25 protein-coding genes and 2 tRNA genes are annotated in these 26124 nt (G+C 53.5%); 12 read left to right on the top strand and 15 right to left on the bottom strand.

Translation table 11 applies throughout. The features are described 5' to 3' along the window. Positions 1 to 41: 41 nt before the first annotated feature. Genes HLUCCO03_RS05865 through HLUCCO03_RS05845 form a run of 5 tightly spaced genes read right to left on the bottom strand, consistent with a single transcriptional unit; the run spans position 42 to position 2945 of the window. The gene (locus tag HLUCCO03_RS05865; RefSeq protein ID WP_027831897.1) at positions 42 to 989 is read right to left on the bottom strand and encodes an AEC family transporter; all 948 of its coding nucleotides are present in this window, start codon (positions 987 to 989) and stop codon (positions 42 to 44) included. A gap of 11 nt (positions 990 to 1000) precedes the next feature. Further along, positions 1001 to 1276: an acylphosphatase gene (locus HLUCCO03_RS05860; protein ID WP_027831898.1), complete on the bottom strand. Its 276-nt coding sequence runs from the start codon at positions 1274 to 1276 to the stop codon at positions 1001 to 1003. A 30-nt stretch (positions 1277 to 1306) separates the two neighbouring features. Continuing rightward, the gene (locus tag HLUCCO03_RS05855) at positions 1307 to 1906 is read right to left on the bottom strand and encodes a DUF938 domain-containing protein (protein ID WP_027831899.1); all 600 of its coding nucleotides are present in this window, start codon (positions 1904 to 1906) and stop codon (positions 1307 to 1309) included. A 3-nt stretch (positions 1907 to 1909) separates the two neighbouring features. Continuing rightward, positions 1910 to 2248: a branched-chain amino acid transporter permease gene (locus HLUCCO03_RS05850; protein WP_027831900.1), complete on the bottom strand. Its 339-nt coding sequence runs from the start codon at positions 2246 to 2248 to the stop codon at positions 1910 to 1912. Then, complete coding sequence (locus HLUCCO03_RS05845) at positions 2241 to 2945, bottom strand: AzlC family ABC transporter permease (protein ID WP_027831901.1); 705 nt, start codon at positions 2943 to 2945, stop codon at positions 2241 to 2243. The genes HLUCCO03_RS05850 and HLUCCO03_RS05845 overlap by 8 nt, the downstream gene beginning before the upstream one ends. A gap of 141 nt (positions 2946 to 3086) precedes the next feature. On the opposite strand from HLUCCO03_RS05845, the gene HLUCCO03_RS05840 reads away from it, so the two are divergent. The 4 genes from HLUCCO03_RS05840 to pgsA all read left to right on the top strand — a co-directional run bounded on the left by HLUCCO03_RS05840 (position 3087) and on the right by pgsA (position 6531). Further along, on the top strand, positions 3087 to 3338 hold the full coding sequence (locus HLUCCO03_RS05840; protein WP_027831902.1) for a hypothetical protein: 252 nt from the start codon (positions 3087 to 3089) through the stop codon (positions 3336 to 3338). A gap of 101 nt (positions 3339 to 3439) precedes the next feature. Next, entirely contained in the window at positions 3440 to 4105 is a 666-nt protein-coding gene (gene uvrY / locus HLUCCO03_RS05835) for a UvrY/SirA/GacA family response regulator transcription factor (protein ID WP_027831903.1), read from the top strand. Then, a complete protein-coding gene (gene uvrC, locus HLUCCO03_RS05830; RefSeq protein WP_027831904.1) occupies positions 4089 to 5966 on the top strand; it encodes an excinuclease ABC subunit UvrC in 1878 nt (625 codons plus the stop codon). The genes uvrY and uvrC overlap by 17 nt, the downstream gene beginning before the upstream one ends. Positions 5967 to 5973: 7 nt before the next feature. Beyond that, complete coding sequence (gene pgsA, locus HLUCCO03_RS05825) at positions 5974 to 6531, top strand: CDP-diacylglycerol--glycerol-3-phosphate 3-phosphatidyltransferase (RefSeq protein ID WP_027831905.1); 558 nt, start codon at positions 5974 to 5976, stop codon at positions 6529 to 6531. Between the two features lie 6 nt (positions 6532 to 6537). On the opposite strand, the gene HLUCCO03_RS05820 is transcribed toward pgsA, so the two are convergent. Genes HLUCCO03_RS05820 through HLUCCO03_RS05805 form a run of 4 tightly spaced genes read right to left on the bottom strand, consistent with a single transcriptional unit; the run spans position 6538 to position 10021 of the window. Further along, a complete protein-coding gene (locus tag HLUCCO03_RS05820) occupies positions 6538 to 7140 on the bottom strand; it encodes an ABC-type transport auxiliary lipoprotein family protein (RefSeq protein WP_155939923.1) in 603 nt (200 codons plus the stop codon). Further along, a complete protein-coding gene (locus tag HLUCCO03_RS05815; protein WP_027831907.1) occupies positions 7137 to 8075 on the bottom strand; it encodes an MlaD family protein in 939 nt (312 codons plus the stop codon). The genes HLUCCO03_RS05820 and HLUCCO03_RS05815 overlap by 4 nt, the downstream gene beginning before the upstream one ends. 18 nt (positions 8076 to 8093) lie before the next feature. Then, complete coding sequence (locus HLUCCO03_RS05810; protein WP_027831908.1) at positions 8094 to 8900, bottom strand: ABC transporter ATP-binding protein; 807 nt, start codon at positions 8898 to 8900, stop codon at positions 8094 to 8096. Beyond that, positions 8897 to 10021 carry an MlaE family lipid ABC transporter permease subunit gene (locus HLUCCO03_RS05805; RefSeq protein WP_027831909.1) on the bottom strand — a complete coding sequence of 375 codons (1125 nt, stop codon included), beginning with the start codon at positions 10019 to 10021 and terminating at the stop codon, positions 8897 to 8899. Before HLUCCO03_RS05805 ends, HLUCCO03_RS05810 begins: the two co-directional genes overlap by 4 nt. A gap of 180 nt (positions 10022 to 10201) precedes the next feature. Here HLUCCO03_RS05805 and HLUCCO03_RS05800 point away from each other — a divergent pair. Together HLUCCO03_RS05800 and HLUCCO03_RS05795 are read left to right on the top strand one after the other, a co-directional pair. Next, a tRNA-Gly gene (locus tag HLUCCO03_RS05800) sits at positions 10202 to 10277 on the top strand. Positions 10278 to 10343: 66 nt separating this feature from the next. Then, positions 10344 to 10417, top strand: a tRNA-Cys gene (locus HLUCCO03_RS05795). Positions 10418 to 10509: 92 nt separating this feature from the next. On the opposite strand, the gene HLUCCO03_RS05790 is transcribed toward HLUCCO03_RS05795, so the two are convergent. The 3 genes from HLUCCO03_RS05790 to HLUCCO03_RS05780 all read right to left on the bottom strand — a co-directional run bounded on the left by HLUCCO03_RS05790 (position 10510) and on the right by HLUCCO03_RS05780 (position 12553). Then, positions 10510 to 11754: a hypothetical protein gene (locus HLUCCO03_RS05790; protein ID WP_292016630.1), complete on the bottom strand. Its 1245-nt coding sequence runs from the start codon at positions 11752 to 11754 to the stop codon at positions 10510 to 10512. 2 nt (positions 11755 to 11756) lie between these two features. Continuing rightward, positions 11757 to 12068, bottom strand: a complete 312-nt coding sequence (locus HLUCCO03_RS05785; protein ID WP_027831911.1) for a hypothetical protein — start codon at positions 12066 to 12068, stop codon at positions 11757 to 11759. 83 nt (positions 12069 to 12151) lie between these two features. After that, positions 12152 to 12553 carry a hypothetical protein gene (locus HLUCCO03_RS05780; RefSeq protein WP_155939925.1) on the bottom strand — a complete coding sequence of 134 codons (402 nt, stop codon included), beginning with the start codon at positions 12551 to 12553 and terminating at the stop codon, positions 12152 to 12154. 805 nt (positions 12554 to 13358) lie between these two features. On the opposite strand from HLUCCO03_RS05780, the gene HLUCCO03_RS05775 reads away from it, so the two are divergent. Continuing rightward, positions 13359 to 15902, top strand: coding sequence for a DEAD/DEAH box helicase family protein (locus HLUCCO03_RS05775; protein ID WP_197025669.1), 2544 nt, complete (start codon positions 13359 to 13361; stop codon positions 15900 to 15902). Positions 15903 to 16126: 224 nt separating this feature from the next. Continuing rightward, the gene (locus HLUCCO03_RS05770) at positions 16127 to 17002 is read left to right on the top strand and encodes a hypothetical protein (RefSeq protein ID WP_197025670.1); all 876 of its coding nucleotides are present in this window, start codon (positions 16127 to 16129) and stop codon (positions 17000 to 17002) included. Between the two features lie 515 nt (positions 17003 to 17517). On the opposite strand, the gene HLUCCO03_RS05765 is transcribed toward HLUCCO03_RS05770, so the two are convergent. Then, entirely contained in the window at positions 17518 to 18159 is a 642-nt protein-coding gene (locus tag HLUCCO03_RS05765; protein WP_027831914.1) for a hypothetical protein, read from the bottom strand. Positions 18160 to 18727: 568 nt separating this feature from the next. Next, positions 18728 to 19657 (bottom strand): hypothetical protein, encoded by a 930-nt coding sequence (locus HLUCCO03_RS05760; protein ID WP_027831916.1) that lies wholly within the window; start codon positions 19655 to 19657, stop codon positions 18728 to 18730. 678 nt (positions 19658 to 20335) lie between these two features. Here HLUCCO03_RS05760 and HLUCCO03_RS05755 point away from each other — a divergent pair. Further along, a complete protein-coding gene (locus HLUCCO03_RS05755) occupies positions 20336 to 21385 on the top strand; it encodes a WYL domain-containing protein (protein ID WP_292016629.1) in 1050 nt (349 codons plus the stop codon). Positions 21386 to 21453: 68 nt separating this feature from the next. On the opposite strand, the gene HLUCCO03_RS05750 is transcribed toward HLUCCO03_RS05755, so the two are convergent. Beyond that, positions 21454 to 22101 (bottom strand): hypothetical protein, encoded by a 648-nt coding sequence (locus HLUCCO03_RS05750; RefSeq protein ID WP_155939927.1) that lies wholly within the window; start codon positions 22099 to 22101, stop codon positions 21454 to 21456. Positions 22102 to 22409: 308 nt separating this feature from the next. On the opposite strand from HLUCCO03_RS05750, the gene HLUCCO03_RS05745 reads away from it, so the two are divergent. The 3 genes from HLUCCO03_RS05745 to HLUCCO03_RS05735 all read left to right on the top strand — a co-directional run bounded on the left by HLUCCO03_RS05745 (position 22410) and on the right by HLUCCO03_RS05735 (position 26124). Beyond that, positions 22410 to 24521, top strand: coding sequence for an AAA family ATPase (locus tag HLUCCO03_RS05745; protein ID WP_027831919.1), 2112 nt, complete (start codon positions 22410 to 22412; stop codon positions 24519 to 24521). A 17-nt stretch (positions 24522 to 24538) separates the two neighbouring features. Then, positions 24539 to 25492, top strand: a complete 954-nt coding sequence (locus HLUCCO03_RS05740; protein ID WP_197025671.1) for an opioid growth factor receptor-related protein — start codon at positions 24539 to 24541, stop codon at positions 25490 to 25492. Between the two features lie 158 nt (positions 25493 to 25650). Next, positions 25651 to 26124: a hypothetical protein gene (locus HLUCCO03_RS05735; RefSeq protein WP_027831921.1), complete on the top strand. Its 474-nt coding sequence runs from the start codon at positions 25651 to 25653 to the stop codon at positions 26122 to 26124.

The raw sequence follows: 26124 nt of genomic DNA, 5'->3' as shown, positions 1-26124 counted from the left end.
CACAATGTAAATCCTGTATCCTGTTTATGCATTAAGCGTGTTCAGGCAATACCTGCGCTGCGCAGAACAAACACGCCAACAGTCACCGTAATGCTGGCCATGAGTGTGGACAGCGCCACGATATTGGCCGCCAGGCGATCATTGCCACCCAGCGCCTTGACCATCACGAAACTGGCCGCTGCGGTCGGGCTGGCAAAGAACAGGAACATCAGGCCAAGCTCGCGGCCTTCGAATCCGGCCAGCCAGGCTGCCAGTGTGCATAGAACCGGCAGTGTCACCATCTTCATGACACTGGCGCTGACAGCCAGCTTGCGATCATTGCGCATGGCGCTCAGCGACAGGGTACCACCGATGCACAGCAGCGCCAGGGGCAGGGTGAGGGAGGCGAAGTAATCACCGCTGGTCATCAGCCAGGTGGGCAGGCTCTGGCCGGACCATGCAAATGGTACCGCAATCACCACCGCCAGGATCAGAGGGTTGCGGACAATATCCCCGAGAATGCGCGCCCAGCTGGCGGATTGCCCCGGTTGATAGGTGGTCAGCACTATCACTGAAAGTGCGTTGTAGGAAATGATCACCACACCCAGTAGCAGGCCACCGGCGGAAAGGCCGTAATCGCCATAGAGGCTGGCCGCGAGGGCGAGGCCGACAATGCCACAGTTACCGCGGAACGCGCCCTGAACGTAAACCCCGCGGTCTGCCACGGGTGCGGCTCTCAGCGCCCAGAGCCAGCAGAGCAGAAAGCTGGCCAGTGTGGCGGCAACGAAAAAAACCAGCAGGGCCGGGTTGAGGGTGGTGTCCAGGTCCGCGCGTACGATACTGAGGAATACCAGCGTCGGCAGGGTGGCCCGGAAAACCAGTGCCGACGCGGTATTGATGAAAGCGGAATCGATCCAGCCCAGGCGCCTGAGACCAAGGCCGATGAACACCATGGCGAAAACCGGCAGGGTGGTCTCAAGGGTGTGCAGGAAGGTTCCGAGTAGTGTCATCCCGGTGCTGGTTACCGGATCTCGAAACCGGCGAACTCGCCGGTTGCCGGGCCTTCGGTGGCGTTGACCGTATCAACCTCGGCAGCAGGCGGGCCACTGTTGCACCATTGCCGGAGGCTGATCAACGCAGCCTGTGAGCCCTCTGCAACCACCTTGACCCGGCCATCTGGCAGGTTCCGGGCATAGCCGGTGATGCCGAGTTCCTTTGCCTTCTCGGCTGCCGAAGCCCGGTAATAAACACCCTGAACCTTGCCGCTGATCAGCATGGACAGTCTCTGATGGCTCATTGACTGGCTCCCCCTTTCTCCGTTGACTGGTTACAGTTTACGCCATACCAGCAGTCGATTGTTGGCGGGCATTTCCTGGTCGTTCTCCATCCGGAATCCTGTCCGCTCTGCCAGCTCAAGCAGAGCATCCATATCACGGATGCCCATGTGCGGCGCCTGAATGCGAAGATGTCGGTCAAACTGGCGATTGCTGTCGCTGGTATGGGTTCCACCGTAGCTGAACGGGCCGTAAAGGCAAAATGGCCTTCCGCGATCCAGTCTTCTGGCCAGGCCCGCGAACATGGCCTCCACCTCTTGCCAGGCCATGATATGGGCGGTGTTTGCCGAGTAGGCCCCATCAAAATGGTCGATTGGCCAGCGCTCCGAGGCCACATCCAGTTCAATGGGCAGACGAATATTGTCCAGGGCGGCTTCTTCAATCCAGCCAAGACAGTGGCCGGTGGCGCCGGGGCGGTCGCTGGGCTGCCAGACCAGGTGTGGCAGTGCGGATGCAAAATGAACCGCATGCTGGCCCGTGCCGGTGCCGATCTCCAGTATGGTGCCCGGTTCGGAGAAGATGTCCCGGATGCGCTCGAGTATGGGTTGCTTGTTGTTTTCGCAGGCCTGGGAAAAAGGCTTGTCGGGGGCCATGGTTTACGCCTGTATCAGATTCATTTGCACAATAACCATATAGGCTATCGTGCCGGATGCAATTGATAAAAGCGCGTTGCGACGCCAGAGGTGGATAGTCACCACCAGAATGGCCGGTAGCAGGGCATCCAGCCCCGGCAAAGCGTTGTTCCAGGTGGCGGAGCGTTGCAGGAATACCGTTGCCAGCAGTGCCATCACTGCTGCTGGCAGATAGCGGCCAAGGTGGCGGACCAGGGGGTGCTCCGTGTGCCTGTGAAAGAACAGGAACGGGATCACTCTGGTGGCAAAGGTGGCCACCGTGGCTACGGCAATGAATCCTGCCAGGTACCAGCTTTCAGCCATGGTCCGTTCCCTCCGTTGGCTCTGTGTTGCGATGCCTGTGGTACTGCAGCAGCAGAACACCACTGACCAACACGATAGCCCCCACCAGCTGGTGAGCCGCAGGCAGCAAGAATATGGCGATTGCAGCGGCTGCCGCCCCCGTCACAATGGGGAAGAGGTCTCCCAGGGCCTTGTACTGCTCGATGGTCAGCACGATGAACAGTGCCACCAGGGCAAACTCGATACCGGTGCTGTCAAAAACCACATTGGCCCCCAGCAGCGCACCCAGGGCACAACCTATGACCCAATAGCACTGGTTGAAAAGCGTAATGCGGAAATCCATGGCCTGTTCATATTGCCTGTTCCCGGTTCGCGGCCGGCTGGTCAGCAGGGAGTAGGTCTCGTCGGTGAGCCCGAAAATCAGGTACGCCTTGCGCCACCCGGCCCCGCGGAATTGTCCCAGCAGTGACAACCCGTAGAAAAGATGGCGGGCATTGAGCACGAACATGGCTAAAAACACTTCCAGCAGACCGGCATTGGCAGCCAGCAGGCTGACGGCAAGAATCTGGCCGGCGCCGGCATAGACAAGAATGCCCATAACAGGCGCGACCCACCAGGCGTACTCGAGCTGGGTGGTAAACAGCACGCCAAAGGCCATACCCAGGGGCAGGTAGCCAAACAGGATGGGCAGTGTGAGGCGGAAAACCGGCTGATTCATGTTCGTCCCGAAACGTGAAAGCAGGGGATGATAGAGAAACCCGGGCCTGTTGAGAACCATCGGTGTGCTGGATGGGCAGGGTGTGGCCTTCTACAATCGCGGCAAACCCATTACCATAAGGAGTTTTGGGCGGCACAGAAAATGACCGATGAAACAGCCCGCCAGTCCCAGGCGGATCCGCGGGAAGAAAAGTTCGTCGTAGAGACAGGACTGCTCTCGGACGACCAGATTGATGGCCTGGTGGATGAGTATTGCACCCGTTATCACGGGCTCAACGACACCGAAAACCCGATGTCAGAGCGGGAGCGCGTGAAATCAGCGGTCCGGCGCGGGGAACTGGTGGTGTGGTTCGACCCGGTTGAAAATTCCGCAAGCCTGGGCGTACCGGGCTGAAAGCTGTGACAGGATCCCGGTAATGATGGAAGCATCTACCGCCGGGCAGCCTTAACCGGTACAATTCGCGAATTCCTATAAAGCCGCGTGCGAGGTGAGTTTTGATCAGGGTATTGGTTGTAGATGACCATGAACTGGTCAGGTCCGGTATTACCCGGATGCTGGCGGATAACCCCGACATTGAAGTCATCGGCGAGGCCTCCTCTGGTGAGGACGCCATCGATTTCGTGCGCAAGGACAGCCCGGATATTGTGTTGATGGATATCCGCATGCCGGGCATTGGCGGGCTGGAGGCGACACGCCGGATACTTCGCATAGATGATGCGGTTCGTGTGATTGTTGTGACCGCCTGCGCGGATGATCCCTATCCCACACGGGTCATGCAGGCCGGTGCATCGGCCTACATCACCAAGGGTGCCGATATCAAGGAAATGGTCCGGGCCATCCGCATGGCTCACTCCGGCCAACGCTATATCAGCCCTGAAATTGCCCAGAAGATGGCGCTCAAGCAGCTTGGTGGGGGCGACGCACGGGACGAAGATGGTGAGCTGTCGCTGTTCGACCGTTTGTCTGAACGTGAGATGCAGATTGCCATGATGGTGGTGGACTGCCAGAAAGTTCAGGACATTTCCGACAAGCTTTGCCTCAGCCCAAAAACCGTAAACAGTTACCGCTATCGGATTTTCGAGAAGCTGGAAATTTCCAGTGACGTTGAGTTGGCGCTGATGGCGGTCAGGCTCGGGTTGCTCGATGCCGACAAGGCCTGACTCCCCCGCTGATGCTGCCGGGGCAGAGAACAACAGGGAGTTCGACACCAAAAGCTTCCTGAAGCAACTGACTGAGCGGCCCGGCGTTTACCGTATGTACGACGCCGGCGGCAACGTGCTCTACGTGGGCAAGGCCCGTAACCTCAAAAAGCGTGTTACCAGCTATTTCCGCAAATCCGGCCTGGCCCCGAAAACCGAGGCGCTGGTTTCCCGCATCAACTCCATCGAAGTCACCATCACCGGCAGTGAAACCGAAGCCCTGCTGCTTGAACAGAATCTGATCAAGTCCCTGCGGCCGCCTTACAACATTCTGCTGCGGGACGATAAATCCTATCCCTATATCTACCTTTCCTCCCACGATGATTACCCTTCGCTGACGTTCCGCCGTGGGCGGACGAAAAAGGGTGGTGGCACCTGGTACGGGCCGTTCCCAAGCTCGGGTGCGGTCAAGGAAAGTCTTAATATTCTACAGAAGATATTCCGCATAAGGTCCTGTAGTGAAAGCTATTTCAGGAACCGGACAAGGCCCTGTCTGCAGTACCAGATCAACCGCTGTACCGCCCCTTGCGTGGGCTTTATCTCTCCCGAGGATTACCGGGAAGACATGCGTCACGCCACCATGTTTCTGGAGGGTAAGAACCCCGCGATCCTGCAGGACCTGCTGACAGCGATGGAAACGGCGTCGAAGAACCTGGAGTTCGAGAAAGCCGCGGCCTATCGGGACCAGATCAACCACCTTCGCCATGTGCAGGAACAGCAGAGTGTGGACGGTGAAGGGGGCGATGCCGACGTTGTGGCCATTGCCCAGGATGCAGGCGTGGTGTGTATCGTGGTGATCATCGTGCGTGGTGGCCGGGTTCTGGGCACCAAGGATTATTTCCCGCGATACAGTATCGAACAGTCCGAGGGCGAGCTGCTGAGTGCGTTCCTGGGGCAGTATTACTTCGGCGGCAGCACCCGCCGGGAGATCCCGCCAGACATTCTGGTGCCGGTGGATGTGGACGGGCAGGAACTGTTGTCGCAGGCGCTGACAGAATCCGCGGGCCGTGATACACGGGTGCGCAAGAATGTGCGCGGCGAACGGCGTCGCTGGCTGGAACTGGCCATGACCAATGCCCGCCAGACACTGCTGACGCACCTGGCCAGCAAGGAAACCGTGTACCGCAGGCTACTGGCCCTGCGGGATCTGCTGGACCTGCCCGAAACGCCATCCCGCATGGAATGCTTCGATATCAGCCACAGCCATGGTGAAAACACGGTCGCATCCTGCGTGGTTTTCGACGAGAATGGGCCACTGAAAAGCGATTACCGCCTTTACAACATTGAAGGCGTGACCGGCGGCGATGACTATGGCGCCATGCGCCAGGTGCTGACGCGGCGCTACAAGCGCATGGTGGCAGGCGAGGGCAAGCGCCCGGATCTGGTGTTCATCGACGGTGGTAAGGGCCAGTTGAACATTGCCCGGGAAGTGTTTGATGAACTTGGAATTACCGATATTCCGCTGATCGGCGTGGCCAAGGGGGTCACCCGGCGTGCGGGCATGGAACAGTTGATCGATGCCATGACCGGTGACCTTTACCGGGTACCGGCGGACTCCCCGGCCTTGCATCTGATCCAGCATATCCGTGACGAGTCACACCGCTTTGCCATTACCGGGCACCGGGCCAGGCGTGACAAAAAACGCCGGCAGTCTACCCTTGAAGGTATCGAAGGGGTGGGGCCGAAGCGGCGCCGTGACCTGATCCGTTACTTCGGGGGCATTCAGGAGCTACGCAAAGCCAGTGTCGACGAAATGTCCAAGGTTCAGGGAATCAGCAGGAACCTGGCAGAAACCATCTACGCAGTACTGCATGACGAATAGGGAACGCATGAATCTACCGAATATACTCACCCTCTCCCGCATTCTGATGATTCCGGTGTTCGTGATCATCTATTACCTGCCGGCCCAGTGGAGCTATCTGGTCAGCGCGGGCATTTTCGGGCTGGCGGCGGCCACTGACTGGCTGGATGGTTACCTGGCCAGGAAACTGGACCAGAGCACACCGTTTGGTGCCTTCCTGGACCCGGTCGCCGACAAGCTGATGGTGGCCGTTGCCCTGACGGTACTGATCGAATCCCATGCCAGTTTCATTCTTACCATTCCGGCCACGGTGATTATCGGCCGGGAAATCGTGATTTCCGCCTTGAGGGAATGGATGGCAGAGATCGGAAGCCGGGCGAGTGTGGCGGTGTCCTACATCGGCAAAATCAAGACCACGGCCCAGATGGTAGCCATTATCATACTCCTGGCGTTTCCGCCCGGCGTGGTCTGGACCCATGTAGGCACGGTGCTTCTTTACGTGGCGGCGGTGCTGACTTTCTGGTCAATGATTCTGTATCTCAAGGCAGCCTGGCCCGATCTGTTTCCGGAGAAGAAAACAGGCTGATACGGCTCAAAGCTCGTCCGCAGCCCAGCTGACAACTTGCCGGGCCAGTTCATTGCTGGCCCTGCCAAAGGCTTCCGCCACACTCTCCACAGAGGCTTCTCCAGCGGGATGGCTGATTGTAAAGCGTTTGCTGGCTATGGTTTCCCGGCTGCGTTCGTCAACCAGTTGAAGGTCCAGCTGCAGATGAATAACAGGATTGCCATCCTCATACTCTGCCTGGAACCGCGTGAGATCCCCCATCAGGGCCATATCACTTCGTACCGCACTGGTATCCCTGACCACGGTTTTCAGGCGCCCGTCCTGCCGGAACGCTTCCACCAGGTGGTTTCCGATCATCACCGGCGCCCGGTTGCTCCAGCGGGCTCCCTGGTAGGCCTGGATTTCATGAGCTTCCGGTTTGACCAGAATGCGGGTGCTGTCGACAGGGGCCACGGCCAGCGGTGTCGATACCCGCAACACGCTGTCGATGCCAGCGGCGGGGCTGGCCTGCAGTTCCGGCGCCGGTAACTGGAAAATCTGGTGGGCTGGCCTGTCCGGGAATATTGTGCAGGCGGCCAGGGACAGCATTGCCATGGTGGTTATCAATAAACGCATCGGTGTGGCTGTCACGGCTCAAACTCCTGGATAGGATCGCGGCCCAGCAGCAGCCCGGCCGGGTCGTCTTCGAAACGATAAATCACGCTGTTGAGGCTGCGCAGGGTATGGCGCAGCTCCCGCATGGCAGGGGTCAGTTCACCGATACCCTGCATGCCCTGGTCCAGTGATCCCTCATTTCTGGCAGTGATCTCCTCGAGCCGCGTAGTTGTGGTCTCAAGGGAGTTCATGGCGCTCTGTGCGGTGGTGAACAGCTGCCGCCCCTCATTGTCCAGCATGGAATTGGCTGTTACACCAAAGCGGCGAAACGTCTCCAGGGTATTTTCGGTCTGCCCGCTAAGCTGGTCAAAACTGGCCACCAGCCTGCTGAGTTCGTCCCGCTGCTCCAGCAGGCCTGTAGAAATCGTGTCGAGATTTTCCAGGCTGCGCTTGAGATGGCGAGCGTTATCGGGAGTGACCATGGCATTGGCGTTCGTCATCAAATCATCAAGCTTGGCAAAGAGTTTTTCGCTGCTGGACATGAGTGTGCTGAAGGCTGACGGCTCGGCATAGATGGAGGGCGGAGCGTTGCGATTTCCTTCCAGGGTGCGACTGTCCGGATTCCCACCCTCCAGCTCGATGCTCATGCTGCCGGTAATATTGGTCAGGGCCAGGCCTGCCCGGGTGTCTTCCTTGATCGGTACTTCGCTGTCTACCCGGATGAGGGCTCTCACGTTGCGGGGATCCTCCGGGTCCAGGCTGAGTTCCGATACGTCGCCCACTTCTATACCGCTGTATTTGACCGGGCTGCCTTCGGACAGCCCGCTCACACCACGATCAAAAACAACCTCGTACCAGGCATACTCCCGGTCGCTACTGGTCTTGCCCAACCACAACGCGAAAACCATCGCGCTGGCCAGAAAGACAAGCGTAAACAGCCCGATCAGGACATGATGTGCTCTGGGTTCCATCTCAGCAGGTCTCCCGGTTCATTTGTACGCTCCGTCAGTTTCCGGCCGCGCCCCCTGGGCAGCCCGGCCCCTGGGGCCGTGGAAGTAGTCCCGGATCCACGGGTCGTCGGTGGTTTCCACGGTCTCCAGGGGGCCTTCAACCAGTACCCGTTTATCCGACAACACCGCCACCCGGTCACAGGTACTGTATAGCGTATCCAGATCATGGGTCACCAGAAACACACTGAAACCCAGCGCGTCCCTCAGGGTAACAATCAACCGGTCAAAGGCGGCGGCACCGATGGGATCAAGCCCGGCAGTGGGTTCGTCCAGAAACAGCACCTCCGGGTCCAGCGCCAGCGCCCGCGCCAGTGAAGCGCGCTTGACCATGCCTCCGGAGAGTTCAGCGGGTACCCGGTTGCAGGCGCTGCCCGGCAGGCCAACCAGTGCCAGTTTTACCCGTGCCAGGTGTTCTGCGTCGTCCCGGGACAGCCTGGCGTGCTCGATCAGGGGCAGGGCAACGTTTTCCTGCAGGGTCAGCGAGGTAAACAGGGCACCACTCTGGAACAGCACCCCAAAACGTCGCTCAACGCGGGAACGCTGGTCAGGGGAGAGTGCCTGCAACTCCTCGCCGAAGACCTCGATGGCGCCTGAGTCCGGCTGATGCAGCCCGACAATGCTGCGCAACAATACCGATTTGCCGGTCCCGGAGCCGCCAACCACACCCAGTATTTCGCGGCGATAGAGATCCAGATCCAGATCTTTGTGAACCTCGTTGGTGCCGAAGCGGTTGCAAAGCTTCCGGACACTGATCACCACTTCCTGTTGCGAGGGGTGTTGACTCACCAGCCCATCTCCATGAAGAAAATCGCAGCAATGGAATCCAGCAGAATGACCATAAAGATCGACTGTACCACGGCAGACGTGGTGTGCTCGCCGACTGATTCCGCACTGCCACTGGCCTTGAAACCCTCAAGGCAACCGATAACGGCGATCACAAAGGCGAATACGGGGGCTTTCCCGAGCCCCACCAGGAAGTGAACCACTCGGACCTTGGTTTCCAGGATATTGATGATCTGAGGCGCGGAGATATCCAGCACCATCACGCATACCAGTGACCCGCCAAGAATGCCGCTGATCATACCGACAAAGGTCAGTATCGGTAGTGAGATAACCATCGCCAGAACCCGGGGAATCACCAGCAGCTCAATGGGGCTGAGCCCGAAGGTTCTTAGTGCATCAATTTCCTCATTGGCTTTCATCGACCCAAGCTGTGCCGTAAAGGCGCTGGCCGTTCTGCCTGCCAGCAGAATGGCTGCCAACAGCACGCCAAACTCCCGCAGGAAAGAAAATGCCACCAGATTGACGGTGTAAATGGTGGCGCCAAAATCATCAAGAATGGTGGCTCCCAGGAAGGCCACCACCGCACCCACCAGAAACGTCAGCAGGGCAACAATAGGTAGCGCATTCAGGCCGGTCTGGTGGATATGGGCGACCAGGGACGTCATGCGCCAGCGCCAGGGGGTTGGGGCGATGGTGACCATTGTTCCGAGGATCTGCCCGGTAAACCCCATCAGCAGGCGCTGCTGGGCCCAGTAGTGCTCAACCTGCTGGCCAACACGGCCCAGGAAGGCGATGAGCGCCGAACCCCGGTGGGGCGTTTCCTCATCGGGCGCAGCCATGGCATCGGCCACCAGCCGCAGCAGATCCCGGCGTTCCGGCGCAAGGGTGGATGTCTCATGGGTCAGCTCTATCAGTTTTCCGGAACCCAGAAGGTCCGCCAGCAGGGAAGCGCCGGCGGTGTCGAGAGCCCCGATGGAGGTCAGGTCCGGAGACTCGTCCACCGTTTTCCCGGAGGCGAGCGCGGTTTCCACCGCCCGTTTCAGTCTGGCATAGTTCGGCAGCGTCCAGTCGCCCGAGATGACGAGGCGATCGGATTGATAGTCGAGCTGGCCGGGTGACGGCATCGAAACTTCCTGTGCCTGTGTTCGGGAAATGGGGAACGTACCCTGATACTAGCCGAAATTCTACACCGGGGCGCCGGTTCCTTGTGTGAAAAATAATCAAGAACCTGAAGTAAAACAGAAAGTTGAAAAAAGAGGTTGACGCAAACGAGCGAATCCGTAGAATACGCCCTCGTTGATCAAGCGGGAATAGCTCAGTTGGTAGAGCACAACCTTGCCAAGGTTGGGGTCGCGAGTTCGAATCTCGTTTCCCGCTCCAATCAACACAGTCTCTCAATGCCCACCTGAGAGCATAAAAGTATCGAATCCCCTTCGAACTTTTACCGGCGCGGTGGCAGAGTGGTTATGCAGCGGACTGCAACTCCGTGTACGCCGGTTCGATTCCGACCCGCGCCTCCATTTCTTTACCTTTATTTACAGTTAGTTACCAGTTTCGAGCCAGAGCCGGTGTTTTGATGGCGACATCATGGCGACAAAATGGCGACAACGATTCATGGATTTTCCGGATCGCGGAGCGATTTCAGAGTCGATTTTGATCGCTCTGGCGGGCGAACCAATCGGTAGTGTTTGCGCATTGCCTCGGTCTCGTGACCACCTTTGTTGTTTTCTCCCTGGGACAAAAACTCATCAGTTAAGCCCTTCTTCCTCAAGTCTCGCAATTGATACTTACCCTTGTATCCGGCCTCTTCACAGGCCTTTGCCCAAGATATTTGCATGAAACGGTGCCGCACCGGTTTTGTGCGACTCCTGAAATTGAAATATCGAGGGTAGACCATCAGATATGGCGAAATGATTTCCTGCTCACGCTTCCAATCCCTGAACCATTCGATCAGTGCTCTCAGGTCTTCGTTCATCTCAATAACGATGGGCACGCCGGTTTTGTGTCGTGCGAAGAGGATTTCGCCAAACTCACCCTCGTTATCCTTGATCTGATCTTCCTTTAGTCCGAAAACATCGATTGGTTGTTGGCTCATCATGTAAATCATGTCGCAGATTTTTGCCCGCCAGGTTCCGTTCATCTTGCGCCTGTTGATTTTATGGACGCAGAGTCGGGCGGTGATTTCCTTGTAGGCTTCATCCGGAATCAGGACCTCTCGCTTGGGTTCGCTGATCTTTTGGATATCCCGCATTGGATTTCTATCGATGAGGCCGTCCTGGACTGCCTGGGTGAAAACCCGAGACAAGGTGTTTCTGAGCCCGTTGTAGTGCGTGGGCTTCGTCTGCCAGGGGGAGAGGAGGCGCCTGATCCGTCGAAGAAGTTGTGGGTCCGAGAGCAAAAAATTGGAATGCTCATTAGATTCCATTTGCTGAGCATCCGCGGCGTAGTCGGCTCGGGTGCCCATTGCAATCGGACGACCCCGGTTACGGCCACGCTGGCTGAACACCTTGCATTCGCCCCAGCGTATTTTTCCCTTCACGACTTCGTGACCAATCAGCTTGGTGCGCCAATAATGCAGGTATTCTCTGAGTGTTATCCGAGTGGCTGCATCGACAGATTCGACCATGGAGAGATTGTCTGCCATTTCTCTGGCATCAAAGTCTTTCCGTTCCTGCTCCCACATTTGCTGGAGCATAGCCCAGCGGCGTATTGCCACGTTGCGGTCACTGGTTTGTAGGCTTCCCTGTTTACGCGTGACCGGATGGCGAACGTAGAAGATTCCATCACGGTCACGGATGTAGAGGCCCGGGTATTGGGCTAACCATCGTTGGCCAGGCTTCCTGCGTTGCGGTGCCATTGTTACCGAAGCTGATTAGCCAGAGATTGAAGGAAGTTCGCTTCATGGATGCTTTCGGGCAGACCTCGAATGCGCTTGTCCATGACCTCGAGATAATAATCCAGGTCGATGCGCCACCGCCTCCCGTCTCGAAATGCCCCAGGGATTTCGTGAATTCGTCGACGGATGGTCGATTCGGACGGCGGGTTGTCGTCGTCGCAGTAAATAATCTCGATGAATGTTTTAATTGAAACGGGTCTCATATTGAACTCCAGCCAGATCTTTTGGGTATCGAGAGCCCTATTGGATTCTGAGTATCCGTTCAAAAGGCTCATGTTCAGATCTTATGTGGCCGGCTCTCTGTTTTGTGACGTTAAATGGGGTTTTTCGACGACATCGGATCGAGTTTTCTAGAAAATTAAAGAAAATCATCAGAGCTCGTCCCAAAGGTATTGCCTCCGACATCAAAACCGGCAATACCGTCATCAATCATTGGTAGTCCGCTGGCAGGATTCATGTAGGATGAACCTGAAAACCCCATTTGATCGTCGAGTAGAGTTGAAGAATCGCTGATATCGTCATGAAGCAAAGTGGGTAACTCGGGATTGAGTAATGACAGGTGTGGTGAGTCTGGAAGAAAGTCCGGTAGCCACGATGAAGTTGGGTTGTTCTCGGACTCGCAATCAATGTTGTTGAATGAGCTTGTGTGTTTAGTTGGAGTTGCTAACGCCAGACCGATATAAGCACCCACTATGCCTCCCCATGTGCCAAGTTGCTCGCCGAGCGTTGCCCCAATAATCATCAGAATAATCGCGGTCATGCTGATTGCCTCATTCATTGTGAAGGTCCAGCTTAACCGAATCTGACGATCTACCAAGTGCGGGCGTTTTAGGGTTGAACCTAAATTGCAACGCCAAGACATGCTCAACCTGAACGAACTGTGTAGCTAACACGGTCGCCACATTCTGTGTGGAAGAAGGGGGGGCAGTCGATGATCGGCGGCAGTATTTTCCCCTGTGAGGTTTTGGCTGTGGATCGCTCTCTCAGAGCTAGGCACGGGGACACCTAGAACGAGAAACGGAAAAGCAGTTGCACCTCACACCACTACAAGGGCGACAAATCGCACAATTTCGATGGGTGGATTGAGCCTGAACCGGGGTAGGTTCGCTTTAAAACACTAAAGCGAACATTGGCAAGGCATCTGTAAAAGCCCGCGTTCATTGGAAAGCGGACCTTTTTGCAGTGCCGAAACAGGCTCTTTAGGTTGGCCTGTGATAGGTGCTCCAACGCCTGCATAAGCAGGCTCCAATTAGGGCGTCCGGTGAAGGCCCATGGGGTCTCCTTTTAGACGTGTCAGCAGTAACGAGGTAGAACCCCTCTGAATCAGACCGTAAATCCAAACTGCGAGATAACGTTTCTTCAGTAAAGTCCCTGAAACCTCACAATTTGGATCATTGGCCAACTAAACTCCCGTGTCGTAACCCTTGTTTTTACCTTGATTTCTCGTTTAGAGAGTATCGTGCCCAATTGTTTAAGGTTCTGTTTCCTGATAGGTTTCTGAAACGCTGCTGATAAAATTTAGCTTCATAGCATTATAAAATCTTAGATCCTGCAAGGTGCCCATTATGGATATGGATTTCTCTAAGCTTGGGTCGCTGGCAGACCAGAAGCTTCCTACTGACCCGATTCGAATTTTTGAAAGCCTACCTAACCTACCTGGAACACCAAACGATATTTGGCGTGGCCAGACAGAAGCTTTAAGTCAGTGGAATGACAATCGATCGCAAAATGACGTTTTAATAGAATTAAACACAGGCGCAGGCAAAACGCTTGTAGGATTGTTAATTGCGCAGAGCCTGGTTAATGAAGGCCTACAAAACGTCGTGTATGTCTGTGCAACCATTGACCTGGTTGAGCAAACTTCTGCGGAAGCAAGTCGCATTGGAATCCAACACACAACCCGAGTTGCGGGCGGTTACAACAACGATTTATTTGAGAGTGGAAAAGCATTCTGCATAACGACCTACCATGCGCTTTTTAATGGATTGAGCAGCATTCGCAAAAATCATTTTCCTGAGGCGGTAATTTTCGATGATGCTCATGTCTCTGAGAATATGATTCGTAGTGCTATGACACTCAGCTTTTCTGAACATACTCATGAGGATATGTTTGAAGAGGTTGCATCACTCTTTGACCCGCATTTTCGTGAACTCGGAAGGCATGGTGAGTTCAGTAATGCCCTAAAAGGTGAGCATTCGAAAATCGTCATGGCCGCGCCTGGCGGGATGCAGAAGTACAGTGAGCAACTTTTGGAAATACTGAATCGACATAACATTGGCGGTGATAAGGACCTTAAATACCCTTTTAGTTATCTTCAAGACCGGCTTAATAGATGTGCGATCTTTTTCGGCAATAAGGGTTGCGAGATTACGCCGCCTTTCCTTCCTTCCCTCCGCATTGACTGCCTGGAGAGACCGTTGAGACGGGTATATCTCTCAGCGACGTTAAAATCCAAAGCGGATTTTGTGCGTGCTTATGGAAGGATGCCCGATGCGACTATAGGTCCAAAAAATGATGCTGGTAACGGCGAACGCTTAGTGCTCTTTGGGTCAAAAATAGAGGGCGGAGTTGGTGTAAAAGAAGTTGAGGCAATTTCAGGACAGCACAAGGTTGTGCTTGCAACTCCAAGCTATTTTTCGGCTCATCATTGGGACGCGTTAGGTAAACCTCCAAAGCCAGCAAACTTTTCGTCTGAACTGCAAGATTTTCGTGAGGCTAAGGAAGGTGTTTTCATTCTTGTCCAGCGCGTGGACGGGATTGATCTTCCTCACAATACCTGTCGGGTAATGGTGATAGAAAACCTTCCACGGGGTGGCTCGTTACTCGAGCGATATCAGTGGGAGTTTTTGAACATGCGAAATCTGTTTGCCTCTAAGATGGCGAACAGACTTGCCCAATTGTTTGGCCGAATAAATCGGGGTCGGAACGACTATGGTGTCTTTATTATCACTGGTAATGAACTAAACACCTGGTTAAAAAATGACCGAAATCTCGCTCTCCTGCCCGAATTGCTTCAGCAACAAATAAAGCTTGGCGACCTAGTTCAAGACGGAATGGCAGTAACGAGTGCAGAAAAACTTACACAAATTGTCAATGCTGTTCTTGGCAGAGATGCGGCCTGGTTAAAATATTATGGCGACAATATTCAAAAAGGTTCGCTCGAAGATGAAAAAGAAGATCGTGCTAATAGGGTAGAGGAGCGACTAACTGCAGCTGCCGTTGCCGAATCAGAGCATGCATGTCTGCTGTGGGACGGAGACTTGGAAGGAGCTGGTAGAGCGTTAGATCGGATAATTGAGGACACGAATCGCGCTGACACACCCCTTGCCGGCTGGCACAGCATTTGGCTAGGCAGTTGCTATGAAGGGATGGGGAGTCGCGAAAACGCTGCTATCGCTTATCAGAGAGCGAAGAATAGGCTAGGCAGTGGGAACGTCTATCTCCCACTTTATACGCGGGTTTGCGATGCAAAAGGTCAAGATGAGCCGTTCAATGACTTTGGAGAGGTTTTAGATTCTATCATTGGGTATGACTCTGAGGATAAATTTGAAAAGGAGCTCAATACTCGTATTAAGGGCATGAGAGCTTTAGACGGGGGCTCATCTGCCGAAGTAGAGGCTGCTTTGAGGGAGCTCGGAGACTTGTTGGGTTTTGACTCGACTCGGCCAGACAATGATCAGGGACTCGGTCCAGATGTTATTTGGGCAGATGATCATTCGGAAGTTCTTATACCTTTCGAGCTGAAAACTGATAAGACCATGGAATCTGTTATTTCGAAAAAAGATGTAGGACAAGGACACCAACATCAAGAATGGGTTGCCGATAATTATCACAAGTTCGAAAACTTGGGCCTGGTATATGTCAGTGCTGCGGGAAGTTGTGATGCAACGGCTAGTCCTTCTGAAGATATGTATCAGTGTGACTTACGGGCATTTGCCACTTTACGAGATCAAGTCCTTTCGATGATTAGGGATATCAGAAATCGACTGCCATTGGAAAGAGCTAACTTTATTCGAGAATCTAGCAGTGACGACCGGTGGCTTCTAAATCACCTATTTGACGCTATAGATACGGTCCCACTTCGCTCGAGACAGCCAGCAAAAAAATAGAATTCGCTTTTCCCGCGTGGGTTTTGGAGCATCTTTGAGCTCCAGCATACTAGGGCCAAAATTGAACCTAGAGCCCGCGCCACGCTCACGACAAATACGGCGGTGCCTTTATTAAAGGATACAATTTTAAGACAACGAGTCTTTTAGGTTCTGTAAAATTATTGGTGCCGAATCAAGACCGTTATCACAACCGTGTTAATGGCTCTGACGCAGAGTCATACGCAATGGCAAAACTCGTTTTGGCGTGTAGAGGTGAAGGGCACTGGAGCTCTAGGGAAGAAGATGGCGCCAAAATTGATCTAATTCTTTCTTGTGAGCATCCCTGGCACTTGGGTGAACGGCTAATAGTGCTTTCCCAAATTAAATCCGGTTCTTCTTTTGGCGAATTGACCGAGAAGGGGTTCAAACTAAAAGGTAGCGCTAAGAAAGCTGCACTTCGAACAAGCCATGGTGTCTGCGTTGTTTGGGTAGATCGGAACTGTGGTCATCTTTATTGGGCTTATGTTAAGCCGACTGCTTCAACTGGCACCCAAGTGTATGGGGAGCACCACAAAGTTACTCCGGCCATGTTATATGATTTAGCTCGTATTATGTCGACACGATTGATGGGCCCTGAGGGTGCAAAGGGCATAATCATCAACGAGAGTGAAAAATCGCTGTCAGACCGCCGATCGGAAGCGAAAAGCATCTATCAAGGGTATCAGAAGATACAATCACCGGTTTTGGGTGAGGTAGAGTTAACGCGCTTGGCGTGGCGCCATATGTTCAGGAGTGGCCGTCGGAAACAAAATAAAAGTGTTAGCCTCGACATAATTAAGTATCTTGGAAAGCTTCTTTCTCGATATCCAACCACAAGAGTAATCACTGCAAGTAGGTACTTTTGCAAAGGAGGATATGAATATAGGGTTTGCGAACACCTTTTGAAGTTCGATGAACTCTCGGTGATACAAAAAGATCGAATACCGAAGAGAGACCACACTGCATATATAAGAATAATCGAGGAAATACGATATCCGATTGATTGGTCATCGAAGGTTATGCGGTCTCAGGTAGTTTCTCGTCGGTTGGTATTGAAATCAGCTTATTTTAAGCAGAAGTGAAAGAGGGCAGCCAGGATTCGCTTCAATGCTCTGCCACTTCTATCGGAGCAACCCGATAATTAAGTTGCATACGGGGTTACCGTAGCCGATTGCGAACTGACTAGTGGTCGGAACCACTTCGCAGCCCTCTTCCACTCACTGAGTGTGACAGCGAACCTAAATCTCTGCAAATTGATTTTCTTTGGCGACTACAGTGAACCAAATCGGCGATAATCCGCTTCCTATCGCCAAGAGTGTTTCTATTAACTGGCCCAAGAAACTCGACAGCATGGCTATGCGAATCTTTTGCATGTTCCACTAGATTGAAGTTGTGCGTTCACCGTCCCTCTAGGTCGAAAAAGGTCCGCTGTGTGGTCGATCTGAATGTCCGCTTTGCGACCTCAGCGTGCTTTGTTCCCGAATAGCGGACTAGGCATGAACAAGCGCGTCCCGCATGCTAGAAGTGGCAGACGCCAGAGAATATTCCCATTCTTTGGCGGACGAATAGTTGAGGTTTTTGGACTTACCCCGATCCACTAGGCCTCCAATTCGTCGAGAAGTCTTTGGCGATAGTCGATAAGCGCTTCAGCCACTTCTTCAGGGTGGAATGGGTGTCCGGCAACGAAAACAATTTCCAAGGCGGTTTCCTGAATCTCATCGTTAGTCATGTCTGGCGTGACGATCTCTTCAAGCATACCAACCTCACAATATGCGCTTTCAGCAAACTCCTCGGGTCCTCGCATGCTCTGGAAGTCGAGAGCCATCTCGCTTACGCATTCCTCGGCTGAACTCTTCAATTCCCAATATTTTTCGCGAAGTTCATCGAATTCCATATCGCTCTCGCCCGAGTGGTAGTCATCGAAGATCTTTTTATAGTCATCAATATAGGGTCGTATTAGAGTGTGAGCTGCCTCTATTTCAGACTCGGTGACGGCCTCGCCCAGCTTGACCTTCAGCACCTCACAGTAGTACTCCGGCCATGACATCGCACTCATATTGCACTCATCAATGCATGTAAGGCCGTCCGCCTCTTCCCCTGGGTTATCCCAAAAATCATATCGGAGGGTCAAACGGTTGCCACTGTGGATTAGGAAGATTCTCTCCCTCATAAGCTGAGATGTTCCGCTCACAAATCCACCATGATCCTCTAACTTAATTTTTTTCAAAAGATCGTTCATCTGCATGCCTCATTTACTGGTTTTGAGCTTTCAGCGTACGAGAAAGTTAAGGCCGTTTGTGTCGTTAAATTGACTAAATCGTGCACTTTCACGTCCTCAAGTGTTCTCAGAGTACAGAGCTGCTGCGCCACGCAGCGATGCAAGTAGCAGAGATCCGTCGGTGAGCTTCGTGTGTTCGCTGAGTTGCTTCAAAACCAGCGCGCCGATATGAAAGACTTGGCCAATGGGTATGGGTAGGGAATACGCGTTACCTCGTCCCTGAGTCGCAGAAATAAACAGCCTGCCGGGTTGGCGTTCGATGCGAATCCCTTTTTGAGGTCGTTTAAAAGTTGCGCTAGGGAGAAGCCCTAGACATACGGCTGCCATAATCGGGAGCTCGTTCTCACTGAGCTGTAAGGTCAGCTTGCGCTGCCACTCGATCGAATCCCTATTTCTCGGCGCTATATCAAGGTTCACAGTCCAACCCACAGGTTCTCCCCGGTGCATCAGAGGCGTGGCCTCCACAGTCAGAGCGGCCCCGGCGCCAAAGCACCGAGCCTTTTCCTGAGCAGCTGGATCTGGAAGGGAATTATCGTACATAGCGGTACAGACTGAGGGCATCGACAATGGGCGTGGCTTCCAGGCTGGATTGCCTGGGCAGTCGCGGCGATTGATCGTCGGCTGATCCCGGATCTGGACGCCAGAGCTTTCTGGGCAGCACTTTCTGCTGAGCAATGACCACACCGGAGATTGGCGTAGAGGCTCGCACGGTCTCGCCATTTTCCAAGAAGGCGTAGTTGGCGCGAAGTTGATTTGGCAAAGGGACTTTTATAGCCAAAGGCGCGCTGGGATCGCATCGCCGGTTGATCAAATCGACAGCAATGGCAGAGGTGTTCTGGTCAGGCCATTCTAATGCGATTCTCATGGCCTCTTCGTGGGTCAGCTTAATGATCCGGGAGTGCTTGGTCGTCCAGGACCAGCTAAAAACCTGCAGATTCGGCGGCATGATGCGTATGCGGGTGTAACAGCGCTTTAGATCGAGATCAGCGATACGCAAGGTGTCCATCGCCTGGCGAAGAGTTTCGCTACGAAAGCCCTTGTCGAGGATTTCGTTTTGGATCAGGCGGGTAATCCGGCTGGCCGTTAACTCCCTTTTTTTCTGGAACTGCCGGATGTCCAGGACGGCCTGTTTGAATGCACCTTTAGCGTCGTTGTAGTCGCTGACGGCAAGAACAGTGCCTGGTGAGCTGCAAATAATGCCGGCGTTCAATTGCAGGCGGGTATTTGGCCGGATTGTCAGATGCGTCATTGATCGAATCGCCGCCTGTAGAGCCTCACGGGACGTGCGCTCAGCTTCACTGTCCCCGTGGGTCGGTACATAAATCGGGTAACCGGCCAGATGGTCGGACTTGATGGCAGAGACAACAGCGAACCCTTGATCGGACATCCGCTGGAAGGCGGTGGAAAGTTTTAATAACAGTTCCTGAGGTAGCACTTCATCGTTGAGTTGTCTCGGCATGATGATACCTCGCTAAGCACAATTCGGACGCTCGGTTGGGTGAGCCTCCATTATACCGGCACCCCAAAATGAGCAAGGCGGTAGCCAGTTATGGCTGGGGCTTCAGGATCACCAGTGAATATCCGCAAGCTCTGGTCCTGAGTGAATGATGATTACTACACCAGACCCGTTTTAGGTTTCCGACCGATCCCATACCCGAAACCTCAGAGATGACCGGAACCCATGGAGCCTGTCTTTTCCTTTGCTTTCCTTGTTTTACCTTACGTGACCTGGCACCCCCGAGACGGTGTCTCACGGGTCACTTGCTTGGTAGGGGAAAAGCCCACTCAGTGGAAGCGTGGAGCAGGGCGTTGCGGGCTGGCGGGTTAAGAGCACCGGTGGCGGATCTGGTTTAATAAATTAAAGAAGGATTTGATTATGCCAAAGCAGATGTAACGCTGAGTGATTAGGTGGAAGAAAAGGTTGTTCAGGAGTATCTCCTCGAAGTTGCCTTGGGGCCACCACCAGACCGTGCAGAGTCGGAACGATTGATGGCGTCATGGATGCCGTTAACGGAAGTCCACTGAACTCATGCTCCGTTAACCGCTTAGCAATGCGATGATTGTTCAGTGTTTATGACCTTCCATCGTTTCTGTGTTCTCGGCTTTACTTCACCGCAATGACAAACTAGCATTCTGAATGCGACAAATTATGTCGCCAATCTCTGGGCCATTCACAAGGAAAGGATATTTCATGTCCAACACTGCTGTTCGTTACCTCACCATGCTCCGTATGGTTCCGCGCTTCCCCAAGACCATCACGACTACTGAGCTTGCAGAACGGCTGGACGGACACGGGTTTGAAGTGACCATGCGATCCATTCAGCGGGACCTTGAAAAACTGAGTGCGGATTTTCCCTTGCTGGTGGATGAAAGCACTCGTCCATTTCAGTGGTCATTCGACCGGGATGCGACGATGGATATCATCCCGGCCCTGGATTTGCCCGCAGCGCTGACGTTTGAGCTAGCACGAGCCTACCTCAGCCCGATGCTTCCCCCACGGGCGCTGTCTCACCTGAAGCCACACTTTGATGAAGCCCACCGCACCTTGTTACGAGAGAAAAATCCGCTTGGCAAATGGCCGGACCGGGTGCGGGTTATCAATCGTGGCCTTGGCGGACGGCGCCCGGCAATAGATGCGGATGTTCTGGAGACGGTGACGGAAGCTTTGCTAAGAGATTTCAGATGTAAGTTGACCTACCAGGCCCGCAACTGGCCGGAACCGGAGGTGATCATCGTCCATCCTCTTGGCCTGATTTTCAGAGACCCGAACGTGTACCTGATCGGGACTATCGAGGGCAGGGAAGGTATTCGTCAGCTGGTACTCCACCGGGCAACGGCGGGAGAACTGGTTGAACAGCCTGTTGAGCGACCGGAGGATTTTGAACTGGATCTCTACATCCACTCCGGAGCTATGGGCATCCTCAAGTCCAATAAACCTGTCTATTTGAGGCTTCGGTGCGATAGGCCCGCCCTGAACCATTTGGTTGAATCGCCACTAGGATTTGATCAAACCACCACAGAAATCGATGACAATACCTTTGAAATTGCCGTGACCGTAGGCGATACCCAGGATTTGCGATGGTGGCTTACGGCGCAGGCGGTTCACTGCGATATTCTTGCGCCGGATTGGTTGCGAAAAGAAATTGAAGGCATCCTTGCACAGGGATTGGGCCGGGTTCGCCAATGAACGTAGCAATGACGGCATAATGCCAGTCGATTTCCCCTCGCATTCTCACCTCAACGTTTCTTTGATCTTTAGCCGCAGATTTCGAGAATCACGATTTGAAAAGCGCGATGGCTGACAGGCTCATGGTCGCGATTAAGAAATGGATACAGAGGCTCTGATACGGTTGCATAAATATCAGTATTCTCTAGCCCGGCGGTATCAAGAACACTATTGAGCCGTTCGATAAGCCGCTCGCTTGTGTCCGCATCCTTAGGACAGCGACGGGTCAGAACCAAATAGTTGGTTTTCAGACTATGGTGGCCTGCATGCTGGCTTACTTTTGCCAGTCGACGTATATCTTTTAATAATGCACGCGTGGAATCTCCTCGTTTGAATTCGAAGATATGAGCTGCGCGCCCCTTTTTGCCTGACCGCAGTACTAGATCAAAACGACCATCCGGGCGAAGATCAGGTTGCGATAGCAATTGCGTAACGTCGGCACCGTGAAGATCGGACTCCTGAAATGTGCGTTTAACTTGAGCTTCAAGGCGATAACTAAAATTGGTGAAGTTGTTTGCAAAATAGTCAGCGACGCGCATGGCCATGAAGCATTCCGGCATACGGTTGAGGGAGGAGTGGCTATAGTTGATAGCATCCTGGTGTGCTGCCAGCAATGCGTTTTCAATGGCCGCGAGGCGGTTACCTGGGGAGGATTTCAGCAAAATGGCGTTGGTCACTATTGAATCTCTTTGTTGTGCAGGAAGGTGAGCGGCAGGAACTTGCAACAGATCTTGCTCAAACAAAATTCAAAATGAGCATACACACTACCGGTGATGGCGCCAATGGGGAGAGTACATGTCGCTGATGTCATCGTATTAAAATGGGAAAATGTCGAATCGTTGGGCTCGAAGTGAACTTAAGTCAAAGAAATTAGTGAGGGCGCTTGGCTCGGCAACTTCACTCTATAGTTTGGAAATGCCAGAATGCGACGTGATGTGTCGCAGGTGGATCTTAGAATGGACTTACCCATTCTGGAGGCCCGCTCATGCTGTTGTGGAACGAACTCATTAATGAAGCCCAAGAATCCGAACTTACCGACACGTCATCCAAAGACGATCTGAGACTCCTCCAGATTTATCTCTGCCGAATATTTCTGACACCCGCATACCAGAACAAACCCTGCATTTTTAATGCGGATGAGCCTCTGTCGTTTCTCGGTATCAAGCCAGTGCCTGAGGACCAAGCCGGTCCGGGAACTCCTGCGTTCCTGAAAGCCATTCGAGAGCAAGAAAAAGCATTAACGCGAAGCCTCAAAGGCAAGCCATCGCTATCCTTCGAGCCTTTGGTGGCTAACCTTGTCAAACTGCTCCGACCCAGCGTGGTGGAGGTCAAATTGCTGATCTATGCCATCCTCCTCCTCAAGCACCCGAAGGCTAAGGAGGTAATGCGGGAGTTGGAAATCAGTGAATACAGTAATTCAGTAAGTGCTTTGGCGAGGGCGATGCGCGAATCCACCAGAACGATCGCCAGCGTGCTGGAGGAAGGCTCGATGCTTTGCCAGATCCGACTGCTGGAAGCGCCAAATCAGAGCAGTGACATCTGGGATCTTGTGGAGGCGGGCCCGCTACTAGGGCAACTGGTAGTGGCCATGTCGGATCAGTGTCGTGATGGTGATGCCGGTGACATAGAGCAATTGCTGTTTAATCACATTTGCCCGCCCGGACCACCTGCTTTGCACAGCATTGCCGACTTCAGCGGTGTATCGGATCTTCAGCTAATGCTGGATTACTTGCGAGATTCGCTCAACAACAAAACCCGAGGCAAGAACATTCTGCTCTACGGCAAGCCCGGCACTGGCAAAACTCAATTGGCCCGAGCCATAGCGGCGAAGCTTTGCGCGCCGCTATATGAGGTGCCGACCAAAGATGGTCATTCCGGGGCGATGACCGGGCGTATCCGTCTGGATGCAGCCAAGATGGCCCAAATGTTTCTGGAGGATCGCCTCGGTGCGATTCTTTTGTTTGACGAAATGGAAGATGCATTTCGGAAAGCCGATCAGCTCGCCAAAGGCTGGTTCAATCAGTTGCTGGAAGAAAACAGAGCACCGGTTATCTGGATCAGCAACAATATTAGCGCTGTGGATCCTGCTTTCCTGCGACGGTTTGATTTTATCGTAGAGATCGAAGGTACAGGTAGCGATCAGCAAACGCAGAAGCTCAAACATATGCTTTCCCAGCTCCCTGTAGCTCCCGCTTGGGTTTCAGAGGCCGCACGCCAGTCCTGGATGACGCCAGCGCTTGCCAAGAACCTGGCTGAATTAGGCGAGTACCTTCCAGCCCGTCAGGTTATTCGTAACCAGCAACGCCTGGAAGCTATGGTGCGCCACCGTCTGGAAGTCATGGGAGAACGACGGCCAAACCGTGTACTCACAAAGCATAAAACATCCGATTTTCCAGACTTTCAAATCGACTGGATCAACACACAACCTTCACTCCGCAATGTGGAGCGTATCGCGAAAAAGGAAGGCACCGTACGAATCTGCCTCTATGGTCCGCCCGGCGCCGGCAAAACAGCCTATGCCGAGGAGCTGGCCAAGCGACTGAATAGGCCCTTCATTCTGAATTCTGGCAGTGACCTCTTGGGTAAGTATGTCGGGCAGACCGAGAGAAACATCGCTGAGATGTTCGACAAAGCAGAGAGAAGTGGCGCTGTGCTGTTACTGGATGAGGCCGATACCTTTCTCTACCGTCGTGGCATGGCTCAACACAGTTGGGAGATCAGTGCAGTCAATGAGTTCATGGTGCGGCTCGAACGGTTCGACGGCGTATTCCTGGCCACCACCAACCGATTCGAGGGCTTTGATAAGGCCATACTGCGTCGCCTACAGATGAAGGTAGAGTTCGGGTATCTTACCGTTGAGCAGGTCAAGGCCATTCTTGAGGCCTGTGTTGTCGACAAAGAGCGCGCCCAGGCCCTGACACTGAACCAGCTCACTCATCTCAACCACCTGACCCCCGGCGTTATGAGATCTGCGGTCCAGAATCTGCAGCTGAGAGGCTTTAGGCCGCGAACCGACAAACTGTTGTTAGTACTTGCAACCGAGCAGCAACAGCAAACCAAGGCTGTGGCTGAGCGACCGATTGGGTTTATTCAATAACTGAGGGGAATCAGTGTATGGCGAAGCGAATTATGTCCTGGCAAATCGGCTGTGTTTACCCGATTCCCGACGCTTATATAGACGATGAGGGGCAGCTTGTACTGAAACGCCAGTCCATAGGTGAACTTTCACCGGAATTAATGACACTGATGTCCGGCGAGGTTTTGGTGACTGCGTTGCCGGAGTGTCCGGCTGCTGTTATCTATGGGCAAGATCGGGGGGAAAGGTTGAGAGAACAACTAGAGGCCTTGCCAAATATGGAGCCAGAGGGCCGATGGATACAGCGGGTAATGTTGGGCAATCTGCATTTTTTTGATGAATCGAACGACTTGAGAATTTCCGAACCTGTAACTGCTCGCATCTCACCAAAAACCGATCTCTCTGACTTCTGTATTGTGGTTTTCGATTGCTCCAGAGCAGAAGTATGGTCGTGCGATCAGATTTTGGAAATGGTGGGCAAGCCAGAGCCCGAAGATAGTGCTCTTATCAAGTTTTTCCGCGGTGATGGAAGAGATCATGTCGGGCGAACCTTTGAAGACATTCTTGCGTTTGATGATTTCTGGTTGGAGCACACCCATGATTATATCCAATGGCTTTTCCCTATCCCGGAAACGAGTAATTTCAACCACCAGGTACCAGTGCTAACCAGCGAGGATAGGGCCTGTTTTCGAACGGAAAAAACACTCCGACTGCAACACCAAAAAGCCCTCGATCGAATGCTGGCCTTCTATGGACTCGAACGGACCGAGCAGGGAGTTGTGCCAATGCCAGGCCTGAATATGAAAAGCTATATCTGGCTCAAGCCGGCAGGTCACAACCACTTGCGAATTACGCGCATTATTCGAAGCCTACAGTATTGCTACCAGCCGGAAGTAGCCATGGAGGTTCAGTCTGCTGTTATAGCATTGGGTAAAAGTTTGGGTCAGGTCAGTGAGAAAACTATTGGCTACTGGCGCACCGCGAGAGGCTGAGATGATCCGCACGGTTCGGGATCTCGTGCCACTAGCGCCAACCGAGCTCAGGAAGTCGGCAGGGAATCTTTCAGGGCGAGATGGGTTCAGAGCGACGCTCATTGTCGCAAGGTTTCGGTACGGTGAGTGAAATGAAATATGCGTCAGCGGAGCCTATTATGCAACATGAAATAACCGCCTGGGTACATTCGACTAACCAACAATTTGAAGCACACCATCTGTCATGCTCTGAGTTCAAAGAGCTTTTCGCCGGCTACTTTCCTGAGGAGTTTCTCGCCAGAAGCTTCTATGTAGTGGTGGATCAGATTCCGTTGCCACCAAAGGAGCTTTTAAAGGAAATTAACCTGGGTGGTTTGTTCGAGCAACAGCTCGCAGGATTAACTCTCGGCGACACCTATTATCTGCTGCCATCCGCTGCGGACAATCTGCGAATTCATTTTCACGAGCTGGTCCATGTGGCCCAGTGGCAGCACCTTGGTGTTGAGGGTTTTCTTGCTCGTTACATTAACGAGCTGAAGCGCTATGGCTACGATGACATGCCCCTTGAACGAATGGCCTATGAGTTGGATGCCCAATTTGTGGCAGGAGGACCGGTTGTCGAAGTTTGGCCGATAGTCCAGGTGTCGGATTAG

Source organism: Marinobacter sp. HL-58 (assembly GCF_001314605.1).
In the GTDB taxonomy this organism is placed as follows: Bacteria; Pseudomonadota; Gammaproteobacteria; order Pseudomonadales; family Oleiphilaceae; genus Marinobacter.
Note: the sequence above shows the minus strand (reverse complement) of the source record. Positions and strands in the feature narration are given on the sequence as shown.